At 78.8% G+C, this 7,519-nt stretch carries 4 protein-coding genes; all 4 read right to left on the bottom strand.

Translation table 11 applies throughout. The features are described from left to right. Positions 1 to 418: 418 nt before the first annotated feature. The 4 genes from IE329_RS27045 to IE329_RS41605 all read right to left on the bottom strand — a co-directional run bounded on the left by IE329_RS27045 (position 419) and on the right by IE329_RS41605 (position 7,488). Positions 419 to 1,381 carry a Ppx/GppA family phosphatase gene (locus IE329_RS27045; RefSeq protein ID WP_190213599.1) on the bottom strand — a complete coding sequence of 321 codons (963 nt, stop codon included), beginning with the start codon at positions 1,379 to 1,381 and terminating at the stop codon, positions 419 to 421. A gap of 370 nt (positions 1,382 to 1,751) precedes the next feature. Continuing rightward, positions 1,752 to 2,642, bottom strand: coding sequence for a glycerophosphodiester phosphodiesterase (locus IE329_RS27040; protein ID WP_190213598.1), 891 nt, complete (start codon positions 2,640 to 2,642; stop codon positions 1,752 to 1,754). A gap of 266 nt (positions 2,643 to 2,908) precedes the next feature. Next, positions 2,909 to 4,231 carry an SUKH-4 family immunity protein gene (locus IE329_RS27035; RefSeq protein ID WP_190213597.1) on the bottom strand — a complete coding sequence of 441 codons (1,323 nt, stop codon included), beginning with the start codon at positions 4,229 to 4,231 and terminating at the stop codon, positions 2,909 to 2,911. Continuing rightward, positions 4,228 to 7,488, bottom strand: a complete 3,261-nt coding sequence (locus tag IE329_RS41605; RefSeq protein WP_190213596.1) for a toxin glutamine deamidase domain-containing protein — start codon at positions 7,486 to 7,488, stop codon at positions 4,228 to 4,230. The genes IE329_RS27035 and IE329_RS41605 overlap by 4 nt, the downstream gene beginning before the upstream one ends. Positions 7,489 to 7,519: the final 31 nt, after the last annotated feature.

Genomic DNA, 7,519 nt, shown 5'->3' with positions numbered 1-7,519 from the left:
GAGGTCCGGGCTGGTGAGGTCCGGGCTGGTGAGGTCCGGGCTGGTGAGGTCCGGGCTGGTGAGGTCCGGGCAGGTGCGTTCCGTCCGGCTGAGGTCCGGGCTGGTGAGCGGCCGGAGCAGCGCCGGCACCGGCGCCGGGGTCCGGGGGCCCGTCGGCGGGCGCCTTGCCGGCCTTGCCCGCCCTGCCGCCGGCCGACTTCACCGTCCGGGCGGTCCGGGAGGCCGCCTCCACCGTCCGCCTGGCGGCCGTACCCGCCCGGGCCCGGCGCGGCCCGGCCGGCCGCGGCTGCCCCGCAGCGGCAGCGCGGCCCTCCTGCGTCCCGTCCTCGTCCGCTGGTTGCGCCACGGGACACAGCGTATGCGGACACGGCCCGGAACGGGACGTAGGCGACGAACGTCACGGACCGGACGGCCACCGTCAGCCGGTGAGGGCGGCCCGGTGACGGTCGGCGGGGCTGTCCAGGGTGTCGAGGCGGCGCAGGATGATGCCCTCCCGCAGCGCCCAGGGACAGATGTCCAGCTCGGCCAGGCCGAAGATGTCCATCGCGGCGTCCGCGACCAGGGCGCCGGCCAGCAGTTGCCGGGCCCGGCCCGGCGAGACGCCCGGGATCTGCGCCCGCTCGGCCACCGACATCGCGCAGAGCCGGGGCACCCAGGCGGACAGGCCGGACCGGGTCAGCTTGCGGGTGGTGTACTGGCCCGCGGCGGCGGGGGCGGCGCCGGTCATCCGGGCCAGCTGCTTGAAGGTCTTGGAGGTGGCCACCGCGTGGTCGGGCGCCCCGAGCCGGGCGATCTCGCCGGCCACACTGGCGATCTCGGCCCGGATGTGGCGTCTGAGCCGGCGCAGGTCCTCCGGGTCGGCGACGTCCCCGGGCAGCCAGCCGGCGGTGAGCCGGCCCGCGCCGAGCGGCAGCGAGCAGGCCACGTCGGGCTGCTCGTCCAGGCCGCAGGCGATCTCCAGCGAGCCGCCGCCGATGTCGAGGTTGAGCAGCCGGCCGGAGGACCAGCCGAACCAGCGCCGGACGGCCAGGAAGGTCAGCCGCGCCTCGTCCTGGCCGGAGAGCACCCGCAGCGCGACGCCGGTCTCCTCGGCGACCCGCCGCAGGACCTCCTCGCCGTTGCCGGCCTCCCGCACGGCGGAGGTGGCGAACGGCAGCACGTCCACCACGCCCTTGTCCTCGGCGACCCGGATCGACGAGGAGACCATGTCGATCAGCTTGTCCACGCCGCTCGCGCGGATCGAGCCCTCGGCGTCGAGCAGCTCGGCCAGCCGCAACTCCGCCTTGTGGGAGTAGGCGGGCAGCGGGGCAGCCCCGGGATGGGCGTCCACCACGAGGAAGTGGACGGTGTTGGAACCTACGTCTAGAACACCGAGTCGCATAACCGTCCACGCTACGCGATACCACCGACCACGGGTCCTGGCCCGCACACTCCGATCGGCGGACCGGACGCCCCGGCCCCGGGCCGCGGGCCCCGGCCGGGTGCCGGTCCTGCCCCGCGCCGCCCGTCGGCACCGGACCGGCCACCGGTCGCGCCCCGGCAGGTCCTGACGTCGGCTCAGGCCGCCGGGCAGGAGGCGGCCCAGGGGCAGTGGGCAGGTGCAGGGGTCCAGGTGCAGGGGTCCAGGCGCAGGGGCGGCCGGCAGGGGCTGAGGGCGCGGGGCTGGGACCAGGGACCAGGGACCAGGGGCCACCGTCCAGGGCCGACGGCTCGGGACGGTGGCAGCAGGACGGCTCGCGGGGCGGCCGGTGCTACCGGGCGCCGCCCGCCGCGGGCGGACCGCTCCTCGGCGCGCGGCAATGGGCGTCCGCCCACCGCCGGGCCCGGTCGGGCACATCGGTGATCAGGCCGGCCGCGTCCCGGTCGGACATCGCCTGCCAGGACGGTTCGTCGTCCAGCGTCCACACGTAGACCTGGTGCCCGGCCCGGCGCTCGGCCCCGATCCGCTCGGCGGTGGCCAGTCCGGCGTCCAGGGCGAGCCCGGCCAGCGGCAGGCCCTCCGGCGGGTCCGCCAGGCCGCCGCCCTGGATCAGGACCAGCGGCAGCCGGGGCGCCTCCTCGTGCGCCTGCCTCAGGTGAGCGGCCGAGAACGAGTACAGGACGACGTCGGCGCGGCTGGCGGCCGCGATCCGGGCGATCCGGACGACGTCCTCGGGCCGCTGCCACTTGATCTCCATCAGCAGCCTGGTCCTGGTGCCGGCCAGCCGGGCCAGCAGCTGTTCGAGGGTCGGGACGGGCTCGGGGCCGCCGGGGCCCACGACGACCCGCAGGCCGGCGATCTGGGCGGCCGTCAGGGCGGCCACCTCGCCCTTGCCGTCGGTGACCCGGTCGACGGAGGAGTCGTGCATCAGGACGGGCACGCCGTCCTTGGTGGTCTGCACGTCGGTCTCCAGCCAGTCGGCGCCGCCCCGCAGGGCGGCCTCGAAGGAGGCCATGGTGTTCTCCGGGGCGGCCGCGGGCGAGCCGCGGTGGCCGATCACGACCGGCCGGTCGCAGGGCCTGGGAGCGGCGGCCACCTGCGCACGCAGTGCGGTCGCCGGGGCCCCGGGGGCCGCCCGGCCGGCGAGCGGTGCGGCGCAGCCCGCGGCGAGCACCGCCAGGACGGCGAGCAGGGCCGCGGGCGCGCGGGGTGGAACGGTCAAGGCGGGGCTCCGGGTCGGGTCGTGCGGGTCCGGGCGACGCTCGGACGGTTCATCAAACATGACAGCACGCCGACCGGGACAGTCGGCGCGACGCACTGCGGCGGCCCGGGGGCGGTGCCGCGAACGGCCGTGCCGGGGCTCCGGGTCGGGTCGTGCGGGTCCGGGCCGCGATCAGGCCGGGCGCGCGGGACCAGGACCAGGTCGGGTCAGGGTCGGGTCAGGGTCGGGATCAGATCGGGGTCGGGTCGGGTCAGGGCTGTCCGGGGTCACAGCAGGCCGTCCCAGAACTGCTCGACCAGCACGGCCCACCAGTTCTCGGGGTCGTCGAAGACGGTGCGGTCGACCGCCGCCAGCCCCCACTGGAGTTCGGCGACGGCCTGCCCGGCCGCGTACGGGTGCAGGCCTCGCAGCCGGGGGAGCCGGTCCGCGAACAGCGCCAGGCAGCGGACGAAGGCCCGCAGGTCCGCGTTGCAGTGACGGGCCGTGGCGTCGTCCGGGTCGATCGCGCGGACCGCGCCGCGTGCCGTGTCCACCGTGATCACCGACCAGCCGTCGGTGCCGAGCACCACCTGCGAGACCAGCTCCTGTGCGGCCCGGGCGGTGGCCCGGGTGCCGCGGCCGGACTCCGCCAGGTGGTCGGCCGCCGCCGGGAGCACCCGGCCCGGCCGGGTGCCGTCGGCGATCCCGTCCGGCAGCGGGTGGTGCAGCGCGAAGTACCCCTCGACCAGGACCGGTACGCCGACCTCCAGCAGGGCCCGGGCGGTCACCTCCGGCAGGTCCGCCCGGCCGACGTCGGCCGGGTCGAAGCGGCGGACGCCCGCCGGGCCGAACTGCTCGGCGAGCCGGGCCGCGAGGGTCCGGTCGTGCTCGGCCGCCGCCGCGGGCACCGAGCGGGGGAACGGCACCCGGTTGCGCCGCGCGGGCGCCGGCGCCCCCGGCTCCGCCCCGGGCTCCGGCAACGCCCGCAGGGCCTGCGCCCTGGCGTCCGCGCGCGGACCGTAGGGGATCTCGAACCCGACCTGGACGGCGAGCAGTTCGGCGGCCAGCGCGTGCGCCCAGTAGCCGCCGGGCAGGGCGCCGATCCGCAGGTCGGTGCGGACCGACACCACGTCCTCGGCCCGGACGCCCTGCTGCTGCAGCTGCCGCCAGGCGCGCAGCGCGGGGTGCGGCAGGCCGGGCTCGGAGCGCAGCACCAGGGCCCGGGTGCCGCCGAGTTCGTCCCGGTAGGTCAGTTCGGCGCGGGCGCCGGGACCGGTGGCGGGCGGCAGCGCCGGGTCGTAGCAGCCGGCGCCGAGGCTGTCGCGGTAGAGCCGCACCACCTCGGGGACGGGGACGGACGGCCAGACGCTCAGCGCGCCGGTGGCACGGTCGACGACGGCGCAGGCCGCGCCGATCTCCTCGGGCGCCCGGCGCTCCCCGGTCAGCGGGTCGACCCGGACCGGCGAGGGGTCCGCCCACAGCACCCAGCCGAGGTCGAACTCGTGGGCGTGCACCGCCCGGCTGCCGGTGGCGGAGTCGGCGGACGCCCGGGGCAGGTCGCCGTTGATCCAGCGGTGGGCGGCGTCGAGCGCCTGCGCGCGGGTGGTCACGAGTCGGCGCTCCTGATGCGGGAGGTGCTGTCGGTGTTGGTGCTGCTGTCGGTGCCGGTGGTCTTCGCGGTGACGGTGCTGGTGCTGCTGTCGGCGACGGTGCCGGTGGGGTTGGTGCTGCCGGTGCCCTCGGCGGTGCCGGCGTCGGACGCCGCGCCGTCCGGGACCGGCCCGGAAGCCGCCGGTGCCCCCGGTGTTCCGGGCGCGGCCGGTGCCGCCGCGGTCCCAGGTGCCTCGGCGGCTGCCGCCTCCGGGGCACCTGCCCCGTCCGGGACTCCGTCCGCCGCCGGGACGGCCGGACGCGCGCGGCGCTCCGCGAGGTCCAGCGGACGGCAGTCCGGGTCGAGGGCGATCGCCCACAGGCCGTGGTCCGCGCTGTGCAGCGGGGCCGGGCCCTGCCGCCCGGTCTGGTGGTCCAGGTAGGTCACCGTCTCCTGGTGGTTGACGGCGTTCCAGGCGTGCGAGCGCCCGTACGCGTCCAGCGTCAGCAGGACGGCCTGTGCGCCGTGCCCGGCCCGGCGCAGCGCGCCGGCCAGCCGCTCGAACGCCTCGGTGCCCTCGCCCAGGTCCCGGAACGGCGCACCGAGTTCGCGCTCCGCCCGGTCGCGTCCGCCGCGCTCGCCAGCACCGCCCTCGGCGGGGATGCGCGGGGCGGCGCAGGCCGGACGGCCGGTGAAGGTGTCCACCGCGGAGAGGGCAATCTCCAGGGCGTTGTTGGCCCGGCCCGGCTCGCGGTACCCGGCGGCGTTGACCACCTCGGCCCAGCCGCCGGCGGCCGGGTCGGGGTGCCGGGCCGGCAGGCCGTCGGCGCCCTTGGGCACCCGGCGCTCCAGCTCGGCCTGCTCCTGCGGGTCGACCGGGCCCAGCCCGCCGGGCACCCCGTACGGGCGGCTGTCGGCGATGCAGCGGATCCGTGTGACCTGGTCCGGCTCCTCCTCGCCCTGGCCGCGGGCGGCCCGCGAGGCCAGGTGCAGGGCGAGCAGCTGAGCGGTGGCGACCGGCGCGACCCAGGGGCCGGTGCCCTCGCCGGGCCCTTGCTCGCCGCGACGGCGCGCCTCGCCGGCCCCGTGGCCCGCGCCGGCACCCGCGCCCGCACCGGCGCCGCCTCCTCCGCCTTCGGTCCCGGCCCGGCCGGGGCCGGGCGCCAGGACCGGCCCCGTCCCGATCGGCACCGGTCCGGTGGCGCCGGAGCCGGCGCGCGATCCGCCCACGCCGGCACCCGGGCGGGCCTCCGCCGGCTGTGCGCCCGCACCGGCGGCGGAGCCGCCCGCACCGGACCCACCGGCACCGCCCGCACCGGACCCACCGGCCGCCGGGGCCCCCGCCCCCGGCACGCCGACCACCCCGGCGCCGACGCCGCTCGCGCCGGAGCCGCCCTGGGCACCACCGGCGGCGGGCAGGTGCCCCGCGCCGGCCGCCGTACCGCCACCGCCGAAGGCACCGCCGGAGCCGAAGCTCCCGCCCCCGGGCAGCGCCGTGGATCCGCCGTAGCCACCGCCACCACCGGAGGCGGCGCCGCCCCCGGGGACGTACCCGCCGGACGCGCCCGAACCGCCGGACCCGCCACCGGCCGGGCCGCCGCCCGCGGAGTGGCCCCCGCCGGCGACCGGGCCCCCGGAGCCGCCGTAGCCGCCGGCGGAGCCCGGGTCGGGGGCCGGCGGGGCCAGCACGGAGTCGGTGCGCACCGAGACCGGCGCGCCCGCGCCGTGCGGCGCCGGCGGGGCGTCGGCCTGGGGCGCGGGCGCGTAGCCGCCGGCGGAGACCGGGCCGTAGCCGCCGCCCGCGTGACCGGACCCGCCCGCCGGGGCGGGGCGTTCGGGCCGGCCCACCGGGGTGTCCACCGTCACGCCGGCCGACGGACCGCCGCCGTTGCTGTTGCCGTTGCCGCCGCCGTTGTCCCAGGAGGCGGCCGCGCCGACCGGGCCGGTCCGGACCCGGACGTCCGGTCCGGCGCCGCCGGCCGTCAGGTCCACCACCGGGCCCGCCCCCGGGGCACCGGCGCCGGGCAGCCCCGATCCGGGCAGGCCGGTGCCGGGCAGCCCCGAGCCGGGCAGCTCCGAGCCGGGCAGTCCCGAGCCGGGCACCGCGTCCAGGCCGGTGCCGAACGGCGGCTTCCCGCCGGGGGCGGCGTGCTGGGTGAGGTCGACCGCGACCACCGGCTTGCCGTCCGGGCCGTTCAGGACGGTCCGGCCGTCGGGGCCGACCTGCGGCCTGCCGTGCTCGTCCAGTTCGACCGTCAGGCCCTCCACCGCGACCACCGGCCTGCCGTCCTTGCCGACCACCAGCGTGAGCCCGGTCGGGTCGGCCACCTCGGTGCCGTCGGCCCGCAGGATGACCGGGTTGCCCTGCTCGTCGAGGGCCGGCCGGCCGTTCTCGTCGAGCTTGACGGTCAGGCCCTCGACCCCGACCACGGGCTTGCCCTGCTCGTCCAGCCGGACGGTCAGCCCGGCGCCGCCCGCGCCGAGCACACCGGGCTCGCCCAGCGCGGCGGGCAGCCCGGCGGCGGCCGGGTCGAAGCCGCCCTTGGCGCCCATCACCTCGGACATGGTGGGCACGTCGGCGAGGCCGGCGTGGGCCGTCCCGGCGGCAGCGGCGATCCGGGTCAGCGCGGTGAGGGCCGGCTCCTTCGCGGCGCTCTGCACCGCCGCCTTCATGGCCCGGCCGAGTTCCTCCAGCAGCCCGGCGACCTTCAGCCGGGCGGCCTCCACCGCCACCGTTCGCACCGCGTCGGCGACGGTGTCCGCGGCGGCGTCCTTGACCTTGGCGGCCGCCGCGCCGACCGACTGCACCACCGCGCCGAACACCCCCTGGGTGTGCTGCGACCCGGTGGCGGCGGTGGAGACCTGGGCGGCCGTCCGCTTGGCCGCCGCGGCGTGCTCCTCGGCCTGCTTCAGGTCCTCGGCGAGCGCGGTCAGGGTGGCGACCAGCTCCGCCTTGCAGGTGTCGGTGGCCCGGGCCGCCGTCTCGAAGGCCTTGGCGACCAGCTCGGCGGCCTGCTGCGCGTCGTCCAGGTGCCCGCGGCCGCCGCCGCTGAAGGTCTGCCAGTGGTCGGCGAAGGCCTCCACCGCGCGGCCGGAGTTCTCCCCGGTGACCCGGCCGGCCGAGGCCCCGCCGCGGCGCCCGAGCCGTTCGCTCTCGGTGGCGAACTCGCGCCACAGCCCGGCCGCCCGGCGCAGTCCGTCCTCGTCCGCCTGCGGCCAGGCCTGGCCCAGCTGGGCCAGTACCGGGGCGAGTTCCTCGGGCAGCTTCCGGGACACGCGGTTCCCCCTTCGAAGAGCGTCGTGCGAC

This window comes from Kitasatospora indigofera (genome assembly GCF_014655955.1).
GTDB classification, from domain to species: Bacteria; Actinomycetota; Actinomycetes; order Streptomycetales; family Streptomycetaceae; genus Kitasatospora; species Kitasatospora indigofera.
The sequence above is the reverse complement of the archived record's forward strand: the minus strand, read 5'-3'. Positions and strand labels throughout refer to the sequence as shown.